Source organism: Aliiroseovarius lamellibrachiae (assembly GCF_018599245.1).
GTDB classification, from domain to species: Bacteria; Pseudomonadota; Alphaproteobacteria; order Rhodobacterales; family Rhodobacteraceae; genus Aliiroseovarius; species Aliiroseovarius lamellibrachiae.
On sequence record NZ_JAHEVJ010000002.1, the window covers coordinates 460242 to 483710 of the forward strand.

23 protein-coding genes and 1 tRNA gene are annotated in these 23469 nt (G+C 55.1%); 20 read left to right on the top strand and 4 right to left on the bottom strand.

All coding sequences use genetic code 11. From position 1 onward, the window contains the following. Positions 1 to 47: 47 nt before the first annotated feature. The 11 genes from ubiT to KKW20_RS05690 all read left to right on the top strand — a co-directional run bounded on the left by ubiT (position 48) and on the right by KKW20_RS05690 (position 10763). Positions 48 to 590 carry a ubiquinone anaerobic biosynthesis accessory factor UbiT gene (ubiT, locus tag KKW20_RS05640; protein WP_246534458.1) on the top strand — a complete coding sequence of 181 codons (543 nt, stop codon included), beginning with the start codon at positions 48 to 50 and terminating at the stop codon, positions 588 to 590. Further along, on the top strand, positions 590 to 1567 hold the full coding sequence (ubiU, locus tag KKW20_RS05645; protein ID WP_214566939.1) for a ubiquinone anaerobic biosynthesis protein UbiU: 978 nt from the start codon (positions 590 to 592) through the stop codon (positions 1565 to 1567). Before ubiT ends, ubiU begins: the two co-directional genes overlap by 1 nt. A gap of 4 nt (positions 1568 to 1571) precedes the next feature. Next, positions 1572 to 2477, top strand: a complete 906-nt coding sequence (ubiV, locus tag KKW20_RS05650; protein WP_214566871.1) for a ubiquinone anaerobic biosynthesis protein UbiV — start codon at positions 1572 to 1574, stop codon at positions 2475 to 2477. Positions 2478 to 2492: 15 nt separating this feature from the next. Further along, positions 2493 to 3005 (top strand): DUF2478 domain-containing protein, encoded by a 513-nt coding sequence (locus KKW20_RS05655; protein ID WP_246534459.1) that lies wholly within the window; start codon positions 2493 to 2495, stop codon positions 3003 to 3005. A gap of 18 nt (positions 3006 to 3023) precedes the next feature. Next, positions 3024 to 4262 carry an NnrS family protein gene (locus tag KKW20_RS05660; RefSeq protein WP_214566873.1) on the top strand — a complete coding sequence of 413 codons (1239 nt, stop codon included), beginning with the start codon at positions 3024 to 3026 and terminating at the stop codon, positions 4260 to 4262. A gap of 298 nt (positions 4263 to 4560) precedes the next feature. Then, positions 4561 to 4806 carry a hypothetical protein gene (locus KKW20_RS05665; RefSeq protein WP_214566874.1) on the top strand — a complete coding sequence of 82 codons (246 nt, stop codon included), beginning with the start codon at positions 4561 to 4563 and terminating at the stop codon, positions 4804 to 4806. Between the two features lie 727 nt (positions 4807 to 5533). Further along, on the top strand, positions 5534 to 6526 hold the full coding sequence (locus tag KKW20_RS05670) for a UDP-glucuronic acid decarboxylase family protein (RefSeq protein WP_214566941.1): 993 nt from the start codon (positions 5534 to 5536) through the stop codon (positions 6524 to 6526). Beyond that, positions 6523 to 7545 (top strand): UDP-glucose 4-epimerase GalE, encoded by a 1023-nt coding sequence (gene galE, locus KKW20_RS05675; protein WP_214566875.1) that lies wholly within the window; start codon positions 6523 to 6525, stop codon positions 7543 to 7545. Before KKW20_RS05670 ends, galE begins: the two co-directional genes overlap by 4 nt. Then, the gene (locus KKW20_RS05680; protein WP_214566876.1) at positions 7523 to 9355 is read left to right on the top strand and encodes a glycosyltransferase family 2 protein; all 1833 of its coding nucleotides are present in this window, start codon (positions 7523 to 7525) and stop codon (positions 9353 to 9355) included. The genes galE and KKW20_RS05680 overlap by 23 nt, the downstream gene beginning before the upstream one ends. A gap of 4 nt (positions 9356 to 9359) precedes the next feature. Continuing rightward, positions 9360 to 10256 (top strand): glycoside hydrolase family 26 protein, encoded by an 897-nt coding sequence (locus KKW20_RS05685; protein ID WP_214566877.1) that lies wholly within the window; start codon positions 9360 to 9362, stop codon positions 10254 to 10256. A gap of 327 nt (positions 10257 to 10583) precedes the next feature. Next, positions 10584 to 10763 carry a hypothetical protein gene (locus tag KKW20_RS05690; protein ID WP_214566878.1) on the top strand — a complete coding sequence of 60 codons (180 nt, stop codon included), beginning with the start codon at positions 10584 to 10586 and terminating at the stop codon, positions 10761 to 10763. 180 nt (positions 10764 to 10943) lie between these two features. On the opposite strand, the gene KKW20_RS05695 is transcribed toward KKW20_RS05690, so the two are convergent. Continuing rightward, positions 10944 to 12056 carry a THUMP domain-containing class I SAM-dependent RNA methyltransferase gene (locus KKW20_RS05695; protein WP_214566942.1) on the bottom strand — a complete coding sequence of 371 codons (1113 nt, stop codon included), beginning with the start codon at positions 12054 to 12056 and terminating at the stop codon, positions 10944 to 10946. A 370-nt stretch (positions 12057 to 12426) separates the two neighbouring features. Between KKW20_RS05695 and KKW20_RS05700 the strand changes: the two genes are divergently transcribed. The 3 genes from KKW20_RS05700 (at position 12427) to KKW20_RS05710 (ending at position 17481) form a co-directional block, all read left to right on the top strand. Further along, positions 12427 to 14226: an ABC transporter transmembrane domain-containing protein gene (locus KKW20_RS05700; protein WP_214566879.1), complete on the top strand. Its 1800-nt coding sequence runs from the start codon at positions 12427 to 12429 to the stop codon at positions 14224 to 14226. A 173-nt stretch (positions 14227 to 14399) separates the two neighbouring features. Then, positions 14400 to 16292 (top strand): acyl-CoA synthetase, encoded by a 1893-nt coding sequence (locus KKW20_RS05705; protein WP_214566880.1) that lies wholly within the window; start codon positions 14400 to 14402, stop codon positions 16290 to 16292. Positions 16293 to 16500: 208 nt separating this feature from the next. Then, positions 16501 to 17481 carry a Hint domain-containing protein gene (locus KKW20_RS05710; protein ID WP_214566881.1) on the top strand — a complete coding sequence of 327 codons (981 nt, stop codon included), beginning with the start codon at positions 16501 to 16503 and terminating at the stop codon, positions 17479 to 17481. A gap of 70 nt (positions 17482 to 17551) precedes the next feature. Here KKW20_RS05710 and KKW20_RS05715 read toward each other — a convergent pair whose 3' ends face one another. The 3 genes from KKW20_RS05715 to KKW20_RS05725 form a co-directional block, all read right to left on the bottom strand. Continuing rightward, entirely contained in the window at positions 17552 to 18139 is a 588-nt protein-coding gene (locus tag KKW20_RS05715; protein ID WP_214566882.1) for an acyl-homoserine-lactone synthase, read from the bottom strand. A 74-nt stretch (positions 18140 to 18213) separates the two neighbouring features. Next, entirely contained in the window at positions 18214 to 18825 is a 612-nt protein-coding gene (locus KKW20_RS05720; protein WP_214566883.1) for an autoinducer binding domain-containing protein, read from the bottom strand. Positions 18826 to 18980: 155 nt separating this feature from the next. After that, positions 18981 to 19055, bottom strand: a tRNA-Thr gene (locus tag KKW20_RS05725). Between the two features lie 91 nt (positions 19056 to 19146). Between KKW20_RS05725 and KKW20_RS05730 the strand changes: the two genes are divergently transcribed. The 6 genes from KKW20_RS05730 to KKW20_RS05755 are packed head-to-tail and all read left to right on the top strand — an operon-like array spanning position 19147 to position 23325. Then, positions 19147 to 19308, top strand: a complete 162-nt coding sequence (locus KKW20_RS05730; protein WP_214566884.1) for a hypothetical protein — start codon at positions 19147 to 19149, stop codon at positions 19306 to 19308. 12 nt (positions 19309 to 19320) lie between these two features. After that, entirely contained in the window at positions 19321 to 20586 is a 1266-nt protein-coding gene (gene murA, locus KKW20_RS05735) for a UDP-N-acetylglucosamine 1-carboxyvinyltransferase (RefSeq protein WP_214566885.1), read from the top strand. Further along, a complete protein-coding gene (locus KKW20_RS05740; RefSeq protein WP_214566886.1) occupies positions 20583 to 21059 on the top strand; it encodes a DUF2948 family protein in 477 nt (158 codons plus the stop codon). Before murA ends, KKW20_RS05740 begins: the two co-directional genes overlap by 4 nt. A gap of 3 nt (positions 21060 to 21062) precedes the next feature. After that, positions 21063 to 22364, top strand: coding sequence for a histidinol dehydrogenase (gene hisD, locus KKW20_RS05745; RefSeq protein WP_214566887.1), 1302 nt, complete (start codon positions 21063 to 21065; stop codon positions 22362 to 22364). A 10-nt stretch (positions 22365 to 22374) separates the two neighbouring features. Continuing rightward, entirely contained in the window at positions 22375 to 22857 is a 483-nt protein-coding gene (locus KKW20_RS05750) for a UPF0262 family protein (RefSeq protein ID WP_214566888.1), read from the top strand. 3 nt (positions 22858 to 22860) lie between these two features. Continuing rightward, the gene (locus KKW20_RS05755; protein WP_214566889.1) at positions 22861 to 23325 is read left to right on the top strand and encodes an arsenate-mycothiol transferase ArsC; all 465 of its coding nucleotides are present in this window, start codon (positions 22861 to 22863) and stop codon (positions 23323 to 23325) included. The last annotated feature ends 144 nt before the right edge of the window (positions 23326 to 23469 follow it).

Here is a 23469-nt window from a genome sequence, read left to right on the forward strand (position 1 = left end):
AACGCCACATTTTCCGGAAAAATGCGGCTGGGAAAAAGGAACACCATTTGACCCAATCCTCAATGCCAATTCCCAAAGTGCCGCCGCTGGTCGCGCGCGCGCTGCGGGTGATGCCGTTGGCGCCATTGTCCATGTCTCTTACGGCTTACTCAAAACGGGTGGCCACCCATCATCCAAGTCTGTTTCGTCGGTTGGGCGAACATGACCATGCGTGCTTTGTGCTGGATCCAACGGATCTGCCGTTTGTGATTGAGCTGGAGCCAAATGGCGGCGTGCCACGCATCAAGGTCGTGAGGGGGCAGGGCGTGGGGGATGCGCGCATTGCCGGGCCAATTGCCGCCTTGCTGGGTCTTGTCCACGGGGCCTTTGATGGTGATGCGCTGTTCTTTTCTCGCGACTTGCTGATTGAAGGGGACACATCCGCGGCGCTTGCTTTGCGCAATGCGGTCGATGATGCCGAACTGGATTTGTCAGAGGAAATCACCCAATTGACTGGCCCCATGGCCAAACCGCTTCAACGCGCATTTGGGTTTTTGGAACGTCGCACCGGTGTTTACCTGTCACGACCAGAGGAGGCCGAGGCATGGTGATGGAAATTGTTTGTCCAGCCGGCACGCCAGCCGCCTTGCGGGCCGCGGTAAAAGCCGGGGCCCATACCGTCTATTGTGGCTTTGCGGATGAGACCAACGCGCGGAATTTTCCGGGGTTGAATTTTGATCGTGCCGAGATGCGCGAGGGCATTGCCTTTGCCCATGCGCAGGGATCCAAAGTGCTGATTGCGATCAACACATTCCCGCGCGCAGGCGACGAGGCGATTTGGCATCGGGCCGTGTCTGACGCGGCCAGCTCGGGCGCTGATGCGGTGATCCTGGCGGACCCGGGCCTGTTGGATTACGCCGCGCGCAATCATCCCGAACTTCGCCGCCACCTGTCTGTTCAGGCCGCTGCGGCGAATGCGGATATGATCAACTTTTATGCAGAGACATTTGGCGTGAAACGCGTGGTTTTGCCTCGGGTTCTGTCCGTCCCTGAAATCGCCGCGATCAACGCCGAAACCGAGGTGGAAACCGAAGTGTTTGTCTTTGGTGGGCTGTGTGTCATGGCCGAAGGGCGCTGTTCACTGTCATCATATGCCACCGGCCGGTCACCCAATATGAACGGTGTCTGCTCGCCCGCGAGCCACGTCGAGTATCACGATGATGACGGTGTCTTGGATGCCCGTTTGGGTGGCTACACAATCCACCGCGTCGGCAAAGAAGATGCCGCCCCTTATCCGACCCTGTGCAAAGGCTGCTTTAGTGCGGGGGACGCTACCGGGCATTTGTTTGAGGATCCGGTCAGCCTGAACGCCGAACAACTGATCCCTCAGCTACAAAAGGCCGGTGTCACGGCGCTTAAAATCGAAGGGCGGCAACGGTCACGATCATATGTGGCCCAAGTGGTGCGCAACTTCCGTGCGGCTGTGGATGCGCTTGAGGCGGGGCAGCCGATGCCCGAAGGCATGCTCGCGCGCTTGTCCGAAGGGCAGGCGATGACCACCGGTGCTTACAAGAAAACATGGAGATAAGCCGATGGAATTGACCGTAGGACCAAATCAGTTTTTCTGGAGCGCGGAGCGCTGGGCATCCTTTTATGATGCGCTGGCATCGGCCCCTGTTGATCGGGTTGTGTTGGGCGAGCTGGTCTGCTCAAAACGGTTGCCTTTTTATCAGGCACGCATTCCGGATGCGGTGGCAACCTTGCTGGAGGCAGGGAAGCAGGTCTCATTGACCAGCTTGGCTTTGGTAACATTGAAACGCGAACGCAAGCAGGCGGCGGAACTGTCTGATATGGGGGTTGAGGTTGAGATTAACGACCTGACGGCTTTGACCTATTTGCCTGAAAATGCACCATTTTCTGTTGGCCCATTGGTGAATGTTTACAATGAAGGCACGTTGTCGTGGCTGGCGTCGCGGGGGGCCAAACGGGTGTGCCTGCCGCCAGAGTTGCCCTTGGGGTCCGTCAGTGTTCTGGCGAAAGCTGGTGCTGATCTGGGCGTGGCGATTGAGGTCTGGGGCCATGGTCGCGTGCCGCTGGCCATTTCGGGCCGTTGCTACCACGCGCGTATGCATGGGCGGGCCAAAGACAATTGCCAATTTGCATGTGAGGATGATGCGGATGGGCTGGATGTGCGCACGCTGGAAGACCAGCCGTTTCTGACAATGAACGGCGTGCAGACCCTGTCTGACACCTATGCCTGCGCCGTGCATCAAATCGACTCTTTGAAAGAGGCCGGTGTCACCGCGTTGCGCCTGTCACCACAATCCAATGGGTTTGTCGAGATTTGTCAGATGTATCGCGACCTGCTGGAGGGAGAAAAAACCGCGGATGTCATCGCGCGTGACATTCAGGAGATGGATGAAAATATCCGTCTGTCAGATGGTTTTTTAACCGGGGATCGAGGGGTCGATTGGTCTGGGCACTCATTGGTCCGATAAGCGAAGGATAGGATGATGAAAATTGCGCGTGTGACATCGCAAAAACAAGGCGAAACAGATCGACTTCTGAGCGCGCTTGTCGCGCGGTTGCAAGCCAAGGGGGTCGCCTTGGCGGGGATCGTGAAAGATCTTAGTCACGAAAGCAGCTTTGAAAATGGCTGTGACATGAAGGTGCAGGTTTTACCCAAGGGTCCGGTTATTCAAATTACCCAAAATCTTGGCGCGGGCTCTGATGCCTGCCGGTTGGATCCAAGTGCAATTGCCGAGGCGGTCACGCGGGTTGAAGGCGGTACGTTGGAGGGGGCGGCGCTGTTTATCCTTAACAAATTCGGACCAGAGGAAGTCGCCGGCCGCGGGTTCGTGTCCGCCATTGGCCGTGCCGTTCAATTGGGTATTCCGGTTCTGGTTGGTGTCAGCGGTGCCAGCTGTGCAAGTTTTGATGCATTCGCAGGGGGGCTGGCCGAGGAGTTGCCGGATGACCCGAACGCCCTTGATGCCTGGTGCCGAGCTGCGATCACTTTAGCATGATGGCCTTCGCGTGACCCCATGAGCACACAACCAGCAAAGCCACAAAAGTCGTCGTCGGAACGCGTGCGCGGTTGGTCAGGCCCGGCGATCCTGTCTTACGGGTATCGTCCATTTTTTATGGGCGCGGGAATTTGGGCTGTTCTTGCAATGCTGTATTGGATTGTCATTCTGTCCAATGAGACGGCGTATTGGTCCCTGTTTTTCCCGCTCGACTGGCATGCACATGAGATGTTGTTTGGATATCTGGGTGCGGTTCTGGCAGGTTTCTTGTTGACTGCGGTGCCCAACTGGACCGGACGATTGCCTATCGTTGGCTGGCCTGTCGCGGCATTGTTCGCGTTGTGGCTTTTGGGGCGGCTCGCGATTGGGGTGTCCCAATTTCTGTCACCGGGGATCGCTGGGGTATTGGATCTTTTGCTGCCCACGGCATTGACCCTTTCCATCGGTCGAGAAATCTGGGCCGGTAAAAACTGGCGCAACCTCCCCCTTTTGGCGCTTTATTTTCTGTTTGGGGTCGCGAATTTGGTGTTCCATGTCGAGGCCGCTTTGGGGCGTGTCGCCGCCGAAGCCATTGGGTTTCGTCTTGGCTTGGGTGTGGCGGTCGTGTTGCTTAGCCTGGTCGGAGGGCGGATCATCCCGAGCTTCACCCGAAACTGGTTGGTCAAACAGGGACACAAAGCGCGCCCGGCGCCGTTTAACGCCATTGATCGCGCCGCTTTGGCGGTCACGCTGCCTTCTTTGGCGGCATGGATCATTTGGCCCGATCATATCGGCGTGTCATATTTATGCGCGATTGCCGGGGTTGCCCATCTTGTTCGATGGTCGCGCTGGGCGGGGTGGCAGACACGATCTGAACCTATGTTGTGGATCTTGCACCTTGGCTATCTCTTTGTTCCACTGGGATTTTTGGCGGTGTGCCTTGCGGGGCTTGGCGTCCCGTTCAGCCCGATGATTGGGGCGCAACATCTTTGGATGGCCGGGGCAATCGGGGTGACATCCTTGGCGATTATGTCGCGGGCAAGCTTGGCCCATGCCGGTCGAAAACCAGTTGCCAACCGTGCGATCACCACCTCATATTGCCTTGTTTTGGCATCGGTTGTGCTGCGATTTTTTGCGGCCTTTGGTGCAAGCACGGGAAGCATTATGGCCGTCTCAGCCCTGTTGTGGAGCACCGGGTTTCTTGTTTTTACGGTCACTTATTTCCCAATTCTCACAAAAAGCACCGCAAAAACGCATCGTCAGAATCGGGTAAGATAATGCGTATTCCGCCCAAGTATCGGCGCAGGTTTTGATCTTGGAATAGGTCAAAAACGATCCTCAAAAACAGGTTTTTTACAAGCTGACTGGTCCATTGGGTTAGGTTGACAGGTCGAATTCGAAGTGGTGAGCTTATTGATATCTAGTTGAATTTCCTGAGTTGTGGTGGTGGAAACGGCCAAAACTCTACCGTGGGCCCGGGCGCAAAACGCGCAATTTCTTGTGGGTCATGTCACAAGAACACCCGTGCCCGCCCGTCGCATTTAACAAGCGTTTCCACATTAAGGAGGGGATTGTTATGTTTAAAATGTCATTGATTACGGCAACTGCCTGTGTGGTTCTTGCCGGGTGTGAAGTGGAAGAGGTTGAAAAGCAACCAGCCGCAACAGCGCCAGAGTATTACCCATGCCGCAAAGTGCCAGAAGCCTTGAAAACAGCGGATGCGCTGTTGAGAAACCCATCGCGATTGTCGGCGAATGAACGGGCGTATTGGTATTCACGCCAAGACCGTTTGGTGAAACGCGCATGGGATTGCAAAGGATAAACACGGTTCAACCGGGACTTTGAACAGGCGCCAGACCGGCTATGTTGGTCTGGCGTTTTTATGTGTATCGCAGTTAGGGCGCAGACAGAGCGGATTTGTGGCGGAAGAACAGCGACCTCAATATTGAGTGAGTCCCCGATTTCCTTGATCACACTCGGGTCACGCCGAAAAACCAACAACCTCGCAAATATACGCCCGCGGGATCATTAGTCCCTTATATTAACAAAAGATATCCAAAGGGTTTAGCTGCGGGGTTTTCGGAGCAAAGCCCATTGAAAGTCTTGGAAAAAAACCGATTTTCCCAATTAGGGTTTAATGCGAAATCGACGAGAAAATGACGGCGTTCGAATTTTAGCGTTTTGTATCAGTCCCTTACGGGGGTGATAGACCAAAGGAATAAGCGCAGCACTGGCCGTAGACCGTCCAATTAATTGAAAATTCAAGGTAAATTCGAGTATCCTGATTTCCGCAGCCCCAAATAGGGCGTGAAAGACAAAAAATTACAAAGCGCGTGTAAACGCAATTGAGGCGAGCGGTGATCAGTGAGGACTGTACATCGTGATACGCACCAAGAGGCGGCTATATTAAGCCTCTTATGAAAAAGCCCGATACTGCGGCTTTCGAAATAACACCAAGGACCGCGTTCCCATCACGATGATGCTATTAGGTGGGGAAATGAAAAATGCTTGCTCAATTCAGAAGGGGCCACGCTGCGCAGAAATTGCGCATGCCACATGTGGTGGGTAAAAAAACAATCTTAATTACCGGCGGGGCAGGGTTCCTTGGATCCCAGTTGTGCCACCGGAAGTTGATAAATGGACATCGTGTTGTTTGCTTGGACAATCTGCAAACGGGACGGATCAGTAATATTTCTGATCTCATGCATCATCCAAATTTCAAGTTTATGCACCATGATGTGGTGAACGCCTATGAGATTGGCGAAAAGGTTGATGAGATATTCAATCTTGCCTGTCCGGCGTCCCCCCCAAAATATCAAATCGATCCAATCCATACGTTTAAGACCAGCGTGATGGGGGCAATCAACGCGCTTGAACTGGCGCGCAAATATGATGCGAAGATTTTCCAAGCCTCGACGTCAGAGGTGTATGGCGACCCAGAGATCAGCCCACAACCCGAAGCCTATCGTGGATGTGTGAACACCTTTGGCCCGCGTTCCTGTTATGACGAGGGAAAGCGTGCCGCCGAAACTTTGTTTCACGATTACCATGAACGGTATGGCGTGCGGATCCGCATTGGTCGGATCTTCAACACCTATGGTCCGTACATGGATCCGGATGACGGCCGCGTTGTGTCGAATTTTATCAACCAAGCCCTGCGGGGGCAAAACCTGACAGTTTACGGTCAAGGGCAACAGACACGGTCTTTTTGCTATGTCGATGATCTGTTGGACGCGATTGAGAGCTTGATGCGCGTGCCTTTGGACGATCGGACCCCGATCAACATTGGTAACCCCGGCGAATTCACCGTTCTGGAACTGGCGCAAAAGGTGATTGCGATGACCGATACGGGGGTGAAAATCGAACACCGCGACCTTCCGACGGATGATCCAAAACAACGCAAACCCGATATTTCTGTGGCGATGGACAAGCTGCGCTGGCAACCAAAGGTTCCGCTTGAAGAGGGGTTGCGAAAAACGATCCATCACTTCAAAGGGGCCATGGCCAGGGCCCCATTGGCCGAGTTTGCGGTGACGTCATGACCCAGCCGATCCCCATTTTAGTTACAGGTGGGGCCGGGTTCATCGGAAGTCACACCTGTAAACACCTCGCTCAACATGGGTTCCTGCCCGTGACGCTTGATAACCTGTCAACCGGCCATGCGGATGCCGTGCAATGGGGGCCGCTGGAACGTGCTGATTTGCGCGATGCGGTGGCGGTTGAGGCTGCGATGCGGCGCCATCAAGTCAAACTTGTCATGCATTTTGCCGCCAGCGCCTACGTTGGCGAGTCCGTGCAAGACCCCGCGCTCTATTATGACAATAACGTCGGCGGAATGATTGGGCTATTGAAGGCCGCTCAGGCCTGTGCCCTTGATAAGATTATCTTTTCTTCAAGTTGCGCCACCTATGGCGAGCCACAGACATCCCCTGTGTCGGAAACATGCCCACAGATCCCAATGAGCCCGTATGGCCATACCAAATTGATCTGCGAAGAGATGCTGCAAGCGTATGAACAGGCCTATGGGCTACGCCATGTCGCACTGCGGTATTTCAACGCCGCCGGGTCAGACCCAGAGGGTGTTTTGGCCGAACGTCATGATCCCGAAACACATCTGATCCCCTTGGCGCTTCTGGCCGCAGCAGGGCAACGCGGGGCGTTGTCAGTGTTTGGCGATGATTACCCAACGCCAGATGGAAGCTGTGTACGGGACTACATCCATGTTCAGGACTTGGCACATGGGCATCTGTTGGCCGCGCGGTATTTGCTCGAGGGTGGGCCAAGTGTGGCGCTTAATCTGGGCAGCGGCGTGGGGCAATCTGTGTTTGACGTGATCCATGCCATCGGGCGGATCACTGGACGTCCGGTTCCCTATGATGTGGCGCCGCGCCGTGCCGGCGATCCCCCTGCGCTATGGGCCTGCGCCCAAAAGGCGAAAGCCGTGCTTGGATTTGAAACGCGGCGTTCAACGCTGGATCACATCATTCAAGATGCCGCCCCCAGCTTTGGGTTGCCTTGCAACAAAAAGGAGGCATCCCATGTCCGTTTTGTTGCAGAATAAATCGCCCAAACCCGTCGGCAATTCCCGCCGGCACAGTGCCTGGCCCTATTGGCTGTGTTTTGCGCTCTGGTGGGGGGCTATGGCGTATTTTTGGCTGTGGTGGCTGCGCCCGGAACACAACATTGGCACCTCTCGGTATGTGCTGATCAGCCTGTGTATTCTGTGGCTTCATTTTACAATGACATATTTCATGAGTTTCCTGCTGAACGGCGCTCGGCCCCACCTGGTGCCGATCATGCAGGGCCCCTTGCGGGTTGCCATGGTGACCACCAAAACGCCAGCAGAGCCGCTCTCGGTGCTTCAAACCACCTTGTTGGCGATGCTCGAACAAACGCCTGCTCATGACACCTGGTTGGCGGATGAAGATCCAGACGATGAGACCATCGCCTGGTGTAAGGCGCATGGTGTGTTCATCTCAACCCGCAAGGGCGTATCGGCCTATCATCAAAAAGAATGGCCGCGCCGAACCCGGTGTAAAGAGGGGAACCTCGCTTATTTTTATGACCATTACGGATATGCGCGCTATGATGTTGTGTCGCAACTGGATGCAGATCACGCACCAGAGCCGGGGTATCTGGAGGCGATCTTGCGCGGGTTTGAAGACCCAAGGGTGGGGTACGTCAGCGCGCCGTCGATTTGTGACAGCAACGCCAACGGAAGCTGGGCGGCGCGCATGCGGCTTTATGCCGAGGCGCCGTTTCATGGTGGGATCCAGGTGGGGTATTCCAACGGCTGGGCGCCGATGTGTATCGGATCACATTACGCGGTGCGCACGCGGGCCTTGCAAGAGGTTGGCGGATTGGGGCCGGAATTGGCCGAAGACCACTCGACCACAATGATCCTGAATTCAGGCGGCTGGCGCGGGGCGCATGCGGCAAATGCAATTGCCCATGGTGGCGGCCCCGCCTGTCTGACCGATTTGATTGTGCAGGAATTCCAATGGTCGCGCAGTTTGACCACATTACTGCTGTCGCACACGCCGCGCTATTTGAAAGGGCTGACCCCAAGGTTACGATTTCAGTTTCTCCTGTGTCAGGCGTGGTATCCGGTCTTCTCGCTTTTCATGGCGGCCATGTATCTTTTCCCGATCTTGGCGCTCGCGTTTGATATTCGCTATGTCGGTGTGAGCTTTCCAGAGTTTTTTGTGCATGCGATCCCGGCCACATTGGTTGTGGTGGGCTTTGTGTATCTGATGCGCAGACAGGGGTATTTGCGCCCCTTCGACGCCAAAGTCCTCAGCTGGGAGCGGACCTTGTTTGCCTGTGCCCAATGGCCTTGGGTCTTGCTGGGATGCTCAATGGCGGTCTTGGATAAAGTGCGCGGATCCTTTGTGGATTTCCGCGTCACACCCAAAGGTGACGTCGGGCCACCGCCTTTGCCGACACACGTTTTGCTGCCGTATGTGATTTTGGCACTGGGTGCAGTTGTGCCGATCTTGTTGGCAACAGACCTCAGCCAATCGGCCGGGTTTGTGCTGTTCAGCCTGGCAAATGCGTTGATCTATACACTTCTTCTGGCGGTGATTGTTGTGAAGCACGGCCGGGAAAACAACATCCGATGGGTGCAACAGCCGGTCCGAGCGCTGACCCAAATGGGCGTGGTGGCCTCGCTGGTGATGGCGATGTTGCTTTCGTTGAACACGCATGGCGCTCGTAGTGTGTTTGCCCTGTCCTATGGAACGGATGTGATTTCCTTAGCGGAACCACAAGTGAAAGTGGCGGGTGCTGGAACAGGGAAAGCCGGGGCGGTGGTTTACCGCATCAATGTTGGGTCAGAATGGCTGGCCCCCTTTAAAGAAATGGTGGAGTAAGACAATGGGACTTTTACAAAACACGACAGCAATTGTGCTGGCCACCGCGCTGGCCGCCCCTTTGATCGCGGAACCAAACCCGCCGGACTATGGCGCCTATGATCCCATAGGCGACTATACGGACTCAGATATCGTGCAAATTGAGCATCTGTTTTTGCCGTGGGAGGATTTGTTTCTCGAAAGCCTGATTGATGCGGATAATTACGCAATGGAACGCGGACGGGATGTTCTGGTGACAATTGAGCCCTGGACCTGGACGCGGAATGCGCGAAACACGCCCGAGGCCCTTAAAGAAGGGATCAGCACCGGGGCGTATGATGGCAATGTCACTGCCATCTGCGAGGTTCTTGATCGGTTCAAAAGCAAAGTGACCGTGCGCTGGGCACAGGAAATGGATGACCAAAGTGGCCAGTTCATTTGGTCCAGATGGGAGCCGGAAACCTATGTCGCGGCGTTCAAGCGCGTGATTGACACCTGCAAAGCATCCGCCCCGGATATTCAGGTCATGTGGTCACCGCTTGGGGATGAGGGCATGGCGGATTATTATCCGGGTGATGATTATGTCGATGTGGTGGGCTTGTCGGTCTTTGGGCTTCAGCCATGGGAACAAGAAGTGGTGGGGCGCGAGCAAAGCGTACACGACATTCTGGCCCCACGTTATGAACGTGCCCGGCAATTCAACAAGCCCGTCATTGTGGCTGAACTTGGGTTCTCTGGTGATCAAGACTATGTGGATCAGTGGCAAGCCGACATTGAAAAGCCAATGCCACAATATCCAACCTTGGAAAGCATCGTCTATTTCAACCAGCAAGAGGTTTACCCTTGGCCAAATGGATTTGGTCTGCCGAACTGGCGTATCGGTGAACGTGTGATTGTACAGTCCGCTGAAGTTCAGCAGTAACGTGTAAATCACCCACCGTGCTTTCTACGTGCCCGATAAGTGCCGGGGCGCAGGTGCAATTTTTTCTTAAAAAATGTTGCATTTGCGTCACGGTGCGTTTTGCCACCACCTGCATTAACGAATTGTTTTCACAACAGCTCTGCTGTTTGAAGGCCAATACGCCGAAATCCGCTCACATCACCAATTAAATAAGAACAATTGCGCGCAGACTCCGACCTCAATTAAGTGCTGCTAACCGCATATCAACCTTCTCAGGGTAAACCAAAGCCGTCAAAGAACGGAACCTTGACATCGGGAGACTGCGGTCATTGAGGTAAGGAGCAAGACATGAGCAAGGCAAAAGCGATTGTGCTGGGGTTCACCCTGGCATCTGTTGCATCTGTGGCAATGGCCACAAGTTCAGCACAACCAACCAAAAACACCGTCGTGGCCACAAGCAAAACCACATATGTGTGTTCGCCAAGTGGCTTTGGTCGCAAGGCAAAGTGCTATCGACGCAAGTCCTAAGACGCTTCGTTAAGCCGCGAAAAGACCTCAACACCACTGTGCGATTTGCCTTCAAACGGGCAGGTTGCCTGACACGCTGTTTGATGGTCGCTTCGTGGCGGATCACGGCAAAGCGTTTGTGGGGGGCCCTCGCACCAAAGACAAAGGTCCTTGGTGGCACGGAACCGATGGCAGTTTTACCTATGGCAGCGCCGATGTTTGATAGAGTTTGATCTTTAGCCCGCCATGGGAAATCGGTGGGCCAATATCGGAGAAATCCAGTCCGGTGGCTTTCGCCAGGCCACCGTCACTGGTGATGATGCCAACACGCCACCCGGAAAATCGTTCCAAAAGAACTTTCCCAAGGCTTCCATACACCGCATAGAGCAATTTTTTGTTACCGATGCGGGTGCCGTAGGGCGGGTTCACAATGACAATGCCCGGTGAGACCCCGGGATTTTCCAGATCACTGATGGCCGCATGGGTGAACGCGGTGCAGTCCGAGACCGACGCGTTTTCAGCGTTTTTCCGACTGTTTTGTACGGCGCCATCATTGCGGTCCGATCCGAAAAACATTAGCTCAGGCTCTGTCGGTGCCGCGGCTGCCTTTAACTTTTCAAAGGCGTCCACATCAAAGCTGGCAAAAGCTTCAAATGCAAAGGCGCGGGATCGGCCGGGGAAAAGCCCGCTGGCCCATTCCGCCGCTTCAATCACAAATGTTCCTGACCCACACATCGGGTCGACCACAGACGTTGTGCCATCATACCCCATTTGCCGTAAGAACAATGCGGCAAGGGTTTCGCGCATAGGGGCTTTGCCCGTGGCCGTCTTATGCCCGCGTTTGTGAAGGCTTTCACCGGATGTATCGACGCTAAAAGTGCAAAGATTGTCTTCGATCCGAACCTTCAACGTGATGTCGGCTTCGGCTTTGATTTCGACACCGAGAGTGTCTTGTAAGGCGCGTTCGATACGCTGGGTCGCCGCGCGGTCGTGGTAGATTTTTGAGCGTTTACAAGTGGTTTCAACACGGATGGTTTTGTCGGTTGGCAAAACATCCGCCCAAGGAAACTTTCTGGCACGTTTGTCCAGTTGGGCCAGATGGAACACTGGAAAAGATCCAATGCGCGCCAAAACACGCGTGGCACCACGCAGACACAGGTTGGCCCGCCAAACATCGGGCCACCCGCCATCAAAACTGACGCCACCGGGGATCAGCTTTGGCGTGGGCAGGCCCAACGCCTTTGCTTCGTCAAACAGCGCCTGCTCGAGGCCCGGAACTGTCGCGAGGAAAATTTCAAATTTATGATCCGACATGAACCGGGTGTAGCGCCCCTGTCGGCGAAGGGAAAGCTCTGGTTCATCGCCGACCCGAAGATGCGAAATAATAGACGCAGTTTTCCAAGCGGGCGGCATTTGAAACAGGGTAAAAATGAGGGTGTCGCGCGTTGCTGTCGTCATAGGGCGTTGATAGGGCGTTGCGTCGCCTTGATGTGACAGGTGACGGTGCAAAACGGCGATAATGCAGAACGGGAAATATCCTCGACATCGTGACGATGGGGTGCCGGTTTCATGGTGACATTTGGGATTGGATGTGAAGATTTGTTGCGTGTTGACACGGCATTTCCCTAGCAGTGCCTTGTCCCCAAGCGGTCGGGCCGTTATCTGTGCGCCAAAGGAGCGGTTCATGGCTAGAAAACAAAACGCAGGTATGGATATCGACGAACGCGAAAAATCCAAACGGATTGGCGCACTCGGCGGGCTTTGGCCTTTTATGCGCCCGCACCAATTGTGGATATTCGGCGCCTTTGTGGCCTTGGTCTTCACGGCAGGGATTTCGTTGATTTTACCGCTGGCTGTCCGGCGCGTGATTGATGGCTTCGGGGCCGCAACCCCGCATCTGTTGGATAAGTATTTTCTTGCCGCTTTGGGGGTTGCCACCCTTCTCGCGGTGGGAACGGGATTGCGTTATTATCTGGTCACACGGCTGGGCGAACGCATCGTGGCGGACATCCGCAAGGCGGTGTTTGACCGCGTGGTTGGCATGAGCCCCGCATTTTATGAAAAGGTCATGACGGGCGAAGTTCTGAGCCGGATTACGACCGATACCACGTTGATTTTGTCGGTTATCGGGTCCTCGGTTTCTGTGGCGTTGCGCAATCTCTTTATCTTTTTGGGCGGCCTGATCCTGATGCTGTTCACCTCAGCGAAGCTGACGGGGTTGGTGCTTTTGCTTGTGCCAATCGTCGTGGTGCCAATTATCGTTCTCGGGCGCCGGCTGCGCGTGTTGGGGCGTGAAAACCAAGAATGGATTGCAAAAAGTTCAGGCAATGCGTCCGAGGTGCTTTTGTCCGTTCAAACCGTTCAAGCCTTTACCCATGAAAATATCAGCAAAAACGCGTTTTCCGAGCTGACCGAGCGTAGCTTTGACAGTGCTAAATCCCGTATTACCACCCGCGCCATCATGACGGTGATTGTCATCACGATGATCTTTTCTGGTGTGGTGGGCGTGTTGTGGATCGGGATGCATGATGTGACTGACGGCGACATGTCGATCGGTGCCTTGGTGCAATTTGTAATCTATGCGGTCATGGTGGCCGGGGCCGTGGGCGCCTTGTCTGAGATTTGGTCCGAGCTTCAGCGCGCGGCTGGCGCCACCGAGCGGTTGGTTGAATTGCTGAACGCCGAAGATGACGTGAAAGACCCCGTCGCCCCCGTCACCCTGACCGAGCGCCCGAAGGGGGCGATCCGCTTTGACAATGTGACCTTCCACTATCCGGCGCGCCCAAAACAAGCTGCTTTGGAAGGGGTGAGCCTGCAGGTGAAGCCGGGAGAAACCGTTGCTTTGGTTGGGCCATCTGGGGCCGGTAAATCGACAATCATCCAACTGCTTCAGCGCTTTTATGATCCCGAACAAGGTCAGGTGTCGCTTGATGGTGTGGCGCTGGGGGATATGCGCCGGGATGATTTCCGCAAATACATGGCGCTTGTGCCGCAGGATGTGGTGATTTTCGCGGCCTCCGCGCGCGAGAATATTCGCTTTGGTCGCCCGGACGCAACCGATGCAGAAGTGGAGGAGGCCGCAAAAGCCGCCGCCGCGCATGATTTTCTGTCACGTTTGCCAGAAGGTTATGACACGTATGTGGGCGAGCGTGGGGTGATGCTGTCGGGCGGTCAAAAGCAACGTATTGCCATTGCCCGTGCGATCCTGCGCGATGCACCAGTGTTGCTGTTGGACGAGGCAACGTCGGCGCTGGATGCCGCCAGTGAACGGTTGGTGCAGGCGGCGGTGGATGAGCTGGCACAAGGGCGCACCACATTGATCGTCGCGCACCGCCTGGCAACGGTCAAAAAGGCCAACCGCATTGTGGTCTTTGACGAGGGGCGCATTGTGGCCCAAGGCACCCATGATGAACTGGTCGAGCAGGACGGGCTTTACGCCAGCCTGGCGCGCCTTCAGTTTACCGAAGGTCTGTCGTCGGATTAGATTTGGGTGTTGTGCTCATTAGGGTTGAAAATAAGGGTGCGGCCGCAAGGGCGCGCCCTTTTTTTTACAAAGTGACGCAACTGCACTTGTGCTGTGCTCTTGCCCAAAACCATGTTTCGGATCATGTTCTTGCCTCAGGATGACCTCATAAACGAGGCGCGGGAGGAATAAAAATGTATGATTTTGGCTCGATAGTTGACCGCAATGAGGTTGAGGCCGAAATGGGGTGGAATGAGCGTGATAAGCCCAAGACACTTTACCAGATGTTGGAGCGGACTGCGTCCAAATATCCTAATCGTCCGGCGGCGTCGTTTCAGCTGACCTCTGGGCCGACGGATGCCAAAGAAACTGTGACTTGGCGTGAGATGCTTGAGCGTTCGACCCAGGCGGCAAACTTGTTTCGGTCATTGGGCATTGGCGAAGGTGATGTTGTCGCCTTTTTGCTGCCCAACTCGCTCGAGACGATGTACACGCTGATGGGGGCGGGAATTGCCGGAATTGTGAACCCGATCAATCCCCTGTTGGACGCAGAGCAAGTGGCGGGGATCCTTCGGGAAACAAAGGCAAAGGTGCTGGTGACGTTAAAGGCGTTCCCCAAAGCTGAAGTGGCTCAATTGGCCAATGAGGCGGTCGCAATGGCGCCCTGTGTTGAAACCGTGCTTGAGATTGACCTGAACCGTTATTTGAGCCCGCCCAAAAGCTGGCTGGTTCCCCTGTTGCGGCCAAAAGTTCCCGTTAAACACAAAGCGCGCGTGCGGAGTTTTGTGGCGGAAATGAACAAGCAAAACAAAACTTTGGATTTTGCGGATTCTCCTGACGATCGGGTTGCGGCGTATTTCCACACTGGCGGCACGACCGGTACGCCCAAGGTGGCCCAGCACAAATATTCGGGTTTTGTTTATAATGGTTGGCTTGGGGCAAATCTGTTGTTTGACGAAAAAGACGTCATCATGTGTCCGCTGCCATTGTTCCATGTGTTTGCGGTGCATGTGATTTGGATGTCTTGCCTGATGTCAGGCAGCCACTTTATTTCACCCACGCCTGCTGGTTATCGCGGTGACGGTGTGTTTGACAATTTCTGGAAATTGGTCGAACGCTACAAAGTCACGTTTATGATCACAGTTCCCACCGCGATTGCGGCGATGATGCAGCGGCCGGTGGATGCGGATGTCTCCAGTCTGAAAACCGCGTTTTCCGGCTCTGCACCATTGCCGATTGAGCTTTATAACCGCTTTGTGGATGCCACTGGCGTAAATATTGTGGAGGGTTATGGGCTGACCGAGGCAACCTGTCTTGTGTCGTGCAACCCCCCGACCGGCGCCAAAAAAGTAGGCTCCGTCGGCGTTCCCTTCCCCTATACGGACATCAAGATCCTAAGCTGCGACGAGGGTGGAACCATTCTGAAAGAGCATGGGGTGGATGAGGTCGGCGAGATCTGCCTGACCAACCCCGGCGTGGTCACAGGGGCAACCTATACCGAGGCCGAAAAAAACGACGGGCTTTTTGCGGCGGACACTTATCTGCGCACCGGTGATCTTGGGCGACTTGATGAAGACGGTTATCTGTGGATCACTGGCCGCGCTAAGGATCTGATCATTCGCGGGGGGCACAATATTGATCCAGCCGAAATCGAAGAATGCTTGGCTGGCCATGAGGCAATTTCCTTTGTGGGGGCGATCGGTCAACCTGATGCCTACGCGGGCGAAATTCCTTGCGCTTATGTGGAATTGGTGGCCGGGGGCGAAACCACCGCTGCTGAGTTGCTGACTTATGCTAAGGCGCATATCCATGAAAAAGCGGCCCTGCCCAAGCACATCGAGATCCTTGATGAGCTTCCCAAAACGGCCGTTGGCAAAGTGTTTAAGCCCGACCTGCGCAAGCGTGCGATCACTCGGATCTATGACAAAGCTCTGGCGGATGCTGGGCACAATGCCATTGTGGCCGAGGTGATTGATGACAAAAAACGCGGTCTTGTCGCGCGCTTACAGGCAACTGGCGACGTCGATTACGAGGCGGTGGCCCATTGTCTCGGCAATTTCACGCGCCCTTATGAGTGGATGGAATAGACCCACGTCAAAAACCTGCGATGCGCGAACAGGCGCGTCGCAGGCGGTGTTCTCATCTGGAAATCAGGGCATAATCCCGACGCGTTTAGATTTCGACGGGTTCACAGAAAGAACACATTTGCGCTGCATTATCGGCCGTAATCTCCCCTACTAATTAACTTGTTTCGCGTAGTGATGACGCGTCAGTAGCAATTTGTATGGGTTTATTATGTCGTTAGAGAACGCACTGGTTTACAACTTCGCGAGCGGTGACAATACGTATCCGCATTCCGGCACATTCACGATTGGTGTGGCTGGTAAGGTCACGATCGACGATTCCGATGGCAGCGATGATGCGATTTTTGGTGATTTCACACATACTGGCGGGGCAGATGTCCCGGACCAAGATGTGACTGCGTCCACGGTTACAGGTGTCAATGTCGGCGATACGATCGACCTGCGCTATAAATACACCGTTACCGGTTCGGATGGATCAAGCGGAACCATCTATTTTATCGCCACCAACAGTGCTGCAAACTATGGTCCGCTATTTGTTTCTGACTTCAAACTGGATCCCGGCGTCACCTATACGTTCGGCACCTTTAACACGGATGGTGCGGTCGGCTATTCGTCGCTTGTGCCCTGTTTTACAAGTGGCACCCGCATTCTGACCAATAAGGGGGAGCGGATCATTGATGATCTTGTCGAAGGGGATGCGGTTTATACGCGTGACGACGGGTTTCAACCTTTGCGCTGGATTGGCCGGTGCTCGGTTCCCGCGATGGGACAAACTGCCCCTGTGCTGATCGGCAAAGGGGTCCTTGGCAACGACACCGACCTTCTTGTTTCCCCCAACCATCGAATGCTTTTGTCGGCGCAATCAGCTGATCTCTGTTTTGGAGAGAGCGAGGTCTTGGTCGCGGCGAAACACTTGATAACAAACCAAGAGGTCAAATTTCTCATCGGCGGCACGGTCACCTATTTCCACCTGCTTTTTGACCGGCATCAGGTGGTTATGGCGAATGGCGCCCCGAGTGAAAGCTTCTTTCCTGGCGATCAGGCGATGAACTCTTTGGACCTCGCCGCGCAACAAGAAGTGATTAGTCTGTTCCCCGAACTCAGCGGTCAAACGGCCCGCGATTTTCAACGCACCGCGCGAATGTGTCTCAATAAGCGTGAAGCACGGGTGCTTCGGTCCTTGATGGGGTGATGTTCTGTGTCGGTGACACAACAAAAAGGGCGCAGAACCGTTGCGCCCTTTTCTGTTTTTGCATCAATGATTAGTGCAATTTGGTGGTGAGATTAATATTCACAACCTGATTGTCGACACCATCAATATGCATTACGCGCCCGGCGGCTTCGGCATCCAGCCGCAGCCGTTTGGCAAACCGTGGCCAAGCAGCGGGGATAAGACCCAAGACTTGGGTTGCGCCCAATTCACGGGCTGACTTGGTCATTTCGCTGATCAACATACCATGCACCACGTTACGGATGCGTTGTGGTGTGTCATGGGCCACAAAGACGCGGCTGCTTTCCCAAATATGCTCGGACACCGGGGCTTCGTCATAGAGAAGATCTTGTGGAATTGAATCCAACAGGCCCCGTTGAGCATCCCGGATCATATAACTGTAAATCCCGCAGTTGGTGTTGGTTGGGGTCAGGCGGATCCCAGCCAAAATGCGACCAAACTCATGCACGGCAACCCAACGACTGGCAGGTGTGTCGTATTGGTCGTATTCCATGCCCATGGCTTGCGGCAGATCCCAGTTGTTCTGAACGATAAAGCTCTGTCGTCTAGCGCGAAGTAGGTTGGCAAAAAGCTCCCCATGGTTGTGCAGATTCTCGAACGAAAGTGTTGTGGTTTGCATGACATCCCTCCAGTTTAAGTTGAATTAAATTTTAAGTATCGCCGGTGGCAGTCCGGTGACACTGTGGCAGCCGCCTAAATTAGGCGGTAATCTTTGGCACGTTGAATGGCTTCGGCTGACGTGCGCGCAAACAGTTTGCGCCGGGCTGAGGACAATCGCGCCTTTAATGCACTTTCCGAAATTCCCAAAAGTGCTGCCCCATTTGCATAACGTTCACCTGAGGCCAGGATCCGCAGCGCTTCGATTTCGGCATTGGTTAAATTATCCGGCGGCTGACTTTCGTGGTGAAGCCGCAAAATAATCCCACTGATGGTGGCAACTTCTTCGTCGGTGAACTCGCGATCACTTCGCGCCACACTCCCGATGGTGCGCGATGTCATAGGTCCGCATGAGACACAAACCCCATAAACCAAGCCATATTTAGCGGCTTCGTCCATGATGCCAAACGGATCGGGCAGGGTGATTTCGCTCCACCTGATTGCGCCGGTTTGCGAGATCCCGGTGGCGATCAAAGGGTCACGCAAGGCATAGGCGTTTTGGCTGTAGTGATCGGTCCAGCTGGGTGTAAAAGTTTGAAACGTCATCAAAGGCGAGGCAAAGCGGATATGCAATCCAACAAAGTACCCCTCCTGTGCGAGGGGGTCCAACTCTGCCAGTAAAGAATCGATACTTTGATTTCGTCCCATGGTTAAATTTTGAGAACTGCGCTGGGGTTTTACAACCCAAAATTGCAGTTCCCCTTAGGGCAAGCGAAAAGAATCATGCTTAATTCTGAGCGCAAACAAAAATGCTTGATAAGTGCAACATCGCATTTTGTCTCATGGGAAAAACAGGGGGACGATGGTGCTGTGAGGGAGGATTGAACTCCCGACCTCGTCATTACCAATGACGCGCTCTACCACTGAGCTACCACAGCATCGTTATCGTGGGGCGGGGAATAGTCCTATTCGTAAGTTCACGCAAGCCCCTTCTGGACCCTTTTTTTCGACTAGGTTAGATAAATGCATATGGAACGCAAAAACTCCCCTGCAAAGCCCGCAAAAAAAGGGCAAACTCGCGAAGATCGTTTGAAGGCGGCGCTGAAGGCCAATATGGGTCGTCGTAAGACTCAGGCCCGTGCGCGCAGTGAGACGCAAAATGATAAGACAGAGAATGATGATAAAAAATAGAGAGGCGGTTTGATGGATTCGATTGTTGTAACGGGCGGCGGTGAGTTGCGCGGTGAAATTCCGATTGCGGGTGCCAAAAACGCCTGCCTGACCTTGATGCCGGCAACGCTGTTGTCCGAAGAGCCGCTGACATTGACCAATGCGCCGCGCCTGTCTGACATCAAGACAATGACCGAGCTTTTGGGGTCGTTAGGCGCCGAAGCGGCCTCGATGCAGGACGGCCAAGTGCTGACCCTGTCCAGTCACACCATCGACAACCATGTGGCCGAATATGAGATCGTGCGAAAAATGCGGGCGTCCAATCTGGTGCTTGGGCCGATGCTGGCACGTCTGGGCCATGCGGTTGTGTCGTTGCCGGGTGGCTGCGCCATTGGGGCGCGTCCGATGGATTTGCACATCTTTGGTCTGGAAAAAATGGGCGCCGTGATCGAGCTGAAAGACGGCTACCTGCACGCCAAAGCCCCCGGTGGCCTGAAGGGCGCAGAGATCGAGCTGTCTTTTGCATCCGTTGGTGCCACGGAAAACATCATGATGGCCGCCACTTTGGCCAAGGGCACCACGGTCCTGAAAAATGCCGCGCGGGAACCCGAGATTGTGGATCTGGCGGATTGCCTGCGCAAAATGGGCGCACAGATTGAGGGTGATGGTTCATCTGAGATTGTCATTCAGGGTGTCGACCGTCTGCACGGTGCCACGCATCCCGTTGTGACCGACCGTATTGAGCTGGGCACCTATATGCTCGCCCCCGCGATTGCCGGTGGTGAAGTGGAATGCATTGGGGGTCGCATTGATCTGGTGCAAAGCTTTTGTGAAAAACTGGACGCTGCGGGCATTCAGGTCGAAGAAACCGCGCGCGGTCTGAAAGTGGCGCGCAAAAACGGGCGTGTGTCTGCCGTTGATGTGACCACCGAGCCGTTCCCCGGTTTCCCCACCGATTTGCAGGCGCAGATGATGGCGATGCTCTGCACAGCCGACGGCACGTCCGTTTTGCACGAGACGATTTTTGAAAACCGCTTCATGCACGCCCCAGAACTGATCCGGATGGGCGCCAATATCGAAGTGCATGGCGGCACCGCCACTGTGCACGGTGTTGACAAGTTGAAGGGCGCGCCTGTGATGGCCACCGACCTGCGTGCGTCAGTATCATTGATCCTTGCGGCCATGGCGGCCGAAGGGGAAACCGTGGTCAGCCGCGTCTATCACCTTGATCGTGGCTATGAAAAAGTGGTGCGCAAGTTGTCGTCGATTGGCGCAAAAATTGAACGGATCAAATCATGACACAAGATGCCCTATTTGAGGATGGGGGTGAGCAGGCCCTGCGCTTGTTGGCCTATGACGCGGAGGATCTAAAGGTGTTGTCTACCTTGACCCAGGACGCGGTGTTCCCGGCGTCTGAAATGTCATGGCAGGCAGGGAAGCGGCGGTTTTCGCTGTTGATCAACCGGTTCCGCTGGGAAGATGCGCAACTGGCCGAGGCCCGTGGCCGTACGCCGGAACGGGTGCAGTCGGTGCTGTCGGTTTCAGATGTGCTGAAAGTGAAAAGCCAAGGGGTCAGCCGCGACGCGGACACGATCCTGTCGCTTTTGACGCTGTCTTTCACACCGACACAAGATGGCATGGGCACGCTTGAGCTGACCTTGGCGGGGGACGGCGCAATTTCCCTAGAGGTCGAGGCGCTGGATGTCACATTGCAAGATGTGACCCGGCCCTATATCGCACCTTCCAAGCACACGCCTGAACACCCGGAGTAAGACATGCCGCAGTTTCTTAACAGCTCAGACGCCGATTTTGAGGCGCGCTTTGCCGATATCCTGTCGATGAAGCGTGAAGACAGCCCAGAAGTTGACGATGTTGTCGCGGGCATCATTTCGGACGTGCGCGCGCGCGGCGATGCGGCGGTGCTTGAGCTGACGGCGAAATTTGACCGACTTGACCTGACGGCAGAAGAGTTGCGGTTTTCGCAAGCAGAGATGGACGCGGAATGCGCCAAAGTCTCGGACAAAGATCGCGCCGCACTTGAACTGGCGGCGGGTCGCATTCGCGCCTATCACGCACGACAAATGCCCGAAGATGCGATGTGGACGGACGAAAGCGGCGCGGATCTTGGCTGGCGCTGGACGCCGGTATCAGCCGCGGGGCTTTATGTTCCCGGCGGCATTGCCACCTATCCGTCGTCGGTTTTGATGAACGCCATCCCGGCGAAAGTGGCAGGGGTGGGACGTCTTGCGATCACCGTGCCAACGCCGGATGGGGTGGTGAACCCTCTGGTGCTGTTGGCCGCGCGCATCGCAGGTGTGGATGAGGTGTACCGCATTGGCGGGGCGCAAGCTGTGGCCGCGTTGGCTTATGGCACCGAAAGCATTGCCCCCGTCGATAAAATTACCGGTCCGGGCAACGCGTTTGTTGCGGCGGCCAAGCGGCGGGTTTTTGGCAAAGTGGGCATCGACATGATCGCTGGCCCCTCAGAAATCCTTGTGATCGCGGATGCCGACAACAATCCCGACTGGTTGGCGCTGGATCTGATGAGCCAAGCAGAGCATGACGAAAGTGCACAGTCGATCCTGATCACCACGGATGAAGCCTTTGGTCGCGAAGTTGCCGCAGCCGTTGATAAACGCCTTGAAACACTTGCGCGCGCGCCTATCGCCGGTGCCAGTTGGCGTGACTTTGGCGCGGTGATCACCGTGCGTGACTTGGGTGAGGCGGCAGAGCTGTCCAACCGCATGGCACCTGAGCATCTAGAGCTGTGCGTCGCGGATCCGGAAACGCTCTCGGACAAATGTGTGCACGCAGGCGCGATTTTTCTGGGGCAATACACCCCGGAAGCGATTGGAGACTATGTGGGCGGGCCGAACCATGTGTTGCCCACCGCACGCTCGGCGCGGTTTAGCTCTGGCCTCAGCGTGATGGATTTCATCAAGCGCACCACATTGTCACGCATGACCCCGACGGCTTTGGCGGCCATTGGTCCCGCAGCCGAAACCCTTGCCATTTCAGAAAGCCTTGAGGCGCACGGCCTGTCTGTGCGCGCGCGGCTTGATGCGTTGAACGAGTAGAACCAGAACCATGTCCACAAACCGGATTACCCATATCGAAATTGACGACGCGGGATTGGCGGCCCCAACGCCTGCGATCGAACAGGAACGCAAAGTTGCGATCTTTGATCTGCTTGAGGATAATTCCTTTAAGCTGGCCGCGCGGGGCGATCACCCCGTGCCGGACGGCCCTTATCACTTGGGTCTGGGTATTCGGGACAAACGCTTGGTGATGGACGCAAAAACGGAGGCCGGGGATCCCGCGGGCGCTGTGATCCTGTCCTTGGGGCCTTTCCGGCAGGTTGTGAAAGATTACTTTGCGATCTGCGAAAGCTATTTTGATGCGGTGAAAAAGCTTCCGCCCAGCCAGATCGAGGCGATTGATATGGCGCGGCGTGGTATTCACAACGAAGGTGCGCGAGTCCTTCAGGAACGTCTTGAGGGAAAAGCCGAAATTGATCTGGACACCGCGCGCCGACTGTTTACCCTGATCTGTGTCTTACACTGGGGTTGATATATGGCGTCACGTCCGCAATCTGTTCTGTTTTGCTGCGATCACAATTCTGTGCGTTCGCCCATGGCCGAAGGGATGATGAAAGCGTTTTATGGCCACGAGATTTATGTGCAATCCGCGGGTGTGCACAGTGAGCTTGAGATTGATGGCTTTGCCGTTGCGGTCTGTGGCGAGCTGGGCGTTGAGCTGTCAGGCCACAAAGTGCGCAGCTTTGATCAGATGGAAGAATGGGGCGATGACCTGTCCAGTTTTGATCTGGTGGTGGCACTTTCCCCAGCCTCGCAAGCCCGCGCAGAGGAGCTGACGCGGGTGTTTCATCTGGATGTGACCTATTGGCCCATTCTTGATCCCACCGCGTTGGGATCGCGCCGTGAAGAAAAACTGTATGCTTATCGACAAGCCCGTGATCAGATCCGCGAACAGATCCTTGATTATTTCGGTCCGCCGACTCGCGTTATTCCACTGTAAATCCCCGCCTTTGGTCACTTTATTGGGGGAAACCGGGGCGAATTGGCGAAGCAAAGGGGCACAAAGCTCACTTTCCGCTGAATTTCCCTTGAAAAACCTATGAATGAGGATCATTTAAGGGGCGCCCGCAGTTGGCGGGTTTTA

Excerpts from the sequence above, each read along its gene's own strand:
- ubiU (WP_214566939.1), top strand. The coding sequence starts at position 590 with ATGGAAATTGTTTGTCCAGCCGGCACGCCAGCCGCCTTGCGGGCCGCG.
- ubiV (WP_214566871.1), top strand. The coding sequence starts at position 1,572 with ATGGAATTGACCGTAGGACCAAATCAGTTTTTCTGGAGCGCGGAGCGC.
- KKW20_RS05655 (WP_246534459.1), top strand. The coding sequence starts at position 2,493 with ATGAAAATTGCGCGTGTGACATCGCAAAAACAAGGCGAAACAGATCGA.
- KKW20_RS05660 (WP_214566873.1), top strand. The coding sequence starts at position 3,024 with ATGAGCACACAACCAGCAAAGCCACAAAAGTCGTCGTCGGAACGCGTG.
- KKW20_RS05665 (WP_214566874.1), top strand. The coding sequence starts at position 4,561 with ATGTTTAAAATGTCATTGATTACGGCAACTGCCTGTGTGGTTCTTGCC.
- KKW20_RS05670 (WP_214566941.1), top strand. The coding sequence starts at position 5,534 with ATGCCACATGTGGTGGGTAAAAAAACAATCTTAATTACCGGCGGGGCA.
- galE (WP_214566875.1), top strand. The coding sequence starts at position 6,523 with ATGACCCAGCCGATCCCCATTTTAGTTACAGGTGGGGCCGGGTTCATC.
- KKW20_RS05680 (WP_214566876.1), top strand. The coding sequence starts at position 7,523 with ATGTCCGTTTTGTTGCAGAATAAATCGCCCAAACCCGTCGGCAATTCC.
- KKW20_RS05685 (WP_214566877.1), top strand. The coding sequence starts at position 9,360 with ATGGGACTTTTACAAAACACGACAGCAATTGTGCTGGCCACCGCGCTG.
- KKW20_RS05690 (WP_214566878.1), top strand. The coding sequence starts at position 10,584 with ATGAGCAAGGCAAAAGCGATTGTGCTGGGGTTCACCCTGGCATCTGTT.
- KKW20_RS05695 (WP_214566942.1), bottom strand. The coding sequence starts at position 12,056 with ATGTCGGATCATAAATTTGAAATTTTCCTCGCGACAGTTCCGGGCCTC.
- KKW20_RS05700 (WP_214566879.1), top strand. The coding sequence starts at position 12,427 with ATGGCTAGAAAACAAAACGCAGGTATGGATATCGACGAACGCGAAAAA.
- KKW20_RS05705 (WP_214566880.1), top strand. The coding sequence starts at position 14,400 with ATGTATGATTTTGGCTCGATAGTTGACCGCAATGAGGTTGAGGCCGAA.
- KKW20_RS05710 (WP_214566881.1), top strand. The coding sequence starts at position 16,501 with ATGTCGTTAGAGAACGCACTGGTTTACAACTTCGCGAGCGGTGACAAT.
- KKW20_RS05715 (WP_214566882.1), bottom strand. The coding sequence starts at position 18,139 with ATGCAAACCACAACACTTTCGTTCGAGAATCTGCACAACCATGGGGAG.
- KKW20_RS05720 (WP_214566883.1), bottom strand. The coding sequence starts at position 18,825 with ATGGGACGAAATCAAAGTATCGATTCTTTACTGGCAGAGTTGGACCCC.
- KKW20_RS05730 (WP_214566884.1), top strand. The coding sequence starts at position 19,147 with ATGGAACGCAAAAACTCCCCTGCAAAGCCCGCAAAAAAAGGGCAAACT.
- murA (WP_214566885.1), top strand. The coding sequence starts at position 19,321 with ATGGATTCGATTGTTGTAACGGGCGGCGGTGAGTTGCGCGGTGAAATT.
- KKW20_RS05740 (WP_214566886.1), top strand. The coding sequence starts at position 20,583 with ATGACACAAGATGCCCTATTTGAGGATGGGGGTGAGCAGGCCCTGCGC.
- hisD (WP_214566887.1), top strand. The coding sequence starts at position 21,063 with ATGCCGCAGTTTCTTAACAGCTCAGACGCCGATTTTGAGGCGCGCTTT.
- KKW20_RS05750 (WP_214566888.1), top strand. The coding sequence starts at position 22,375 with ATGTCCACAAACCGGATTACCCATATCGAAATTGACGACGCGGGATTG.
- KKW20_RS05755 (WP_214566889.1), top strand. The coding sequence starts at position 22,861 with ATGGCGTCACGTCCGCAATCTGTTCTGTTTTGCTGCGATCACAATTCT.